At 45.1% G+C, this 359-nt stretch carries 1 pseudogene; it reads right to left on the reverse strand.

The window, feature by feature from the left end:
* Positions 1-109: 109 nt before the first annotated feature.
* Positions 110-295: pseudogene (locus AAC854_RS23335) on the reverse strand (phage integrase N-terminal domain-containing protein); the annotation flags it as partial.
* Positions 296-359: the final 64 nt, after the last annotated feature.

Raw genomic sequence — 359 nt, forward strand, 5'->3', positions numbered from 1 at the left:
TTTTCATGGGTGAAAAGGTTACCTGACTGGCAGGATCAAGCAACAGGGAAAAGCGGATCAAGCGATAAACATCACATTTTTGTGTCAATGGGGGACTGGTGAAGGGTTACATATTGTTGGCCTTACGTTCAGCAATATAGCGCTCGATATATTTCACCTTCAGGCTATCCATTTGCCGGAGTTTGATGCCATTGTTTTTCAAATAATCAAGAAAGTACCGGGCAATCCGCTCACGATCCGCCACCGTGACAAATCTATGGTCTTCCCCGTTTTTGCAACACTCATTTTGATGTATGGTTGGCTTGCTTAAATCTATCCGGCGTCTCTATGAGTATGGATACCCGCGCCACGATGAGTTC

The sequence above is a fragment of the Xenorhabdus entomophaga genome (genome assembly GCF_037996725.1).
GTDB lineage: Bacteria > Pseudomonadota > Gammaproteobacteria > Enterobacterales > Enterobacteriaceae > Xenorhabdus > Xenorhabdus khoisanae.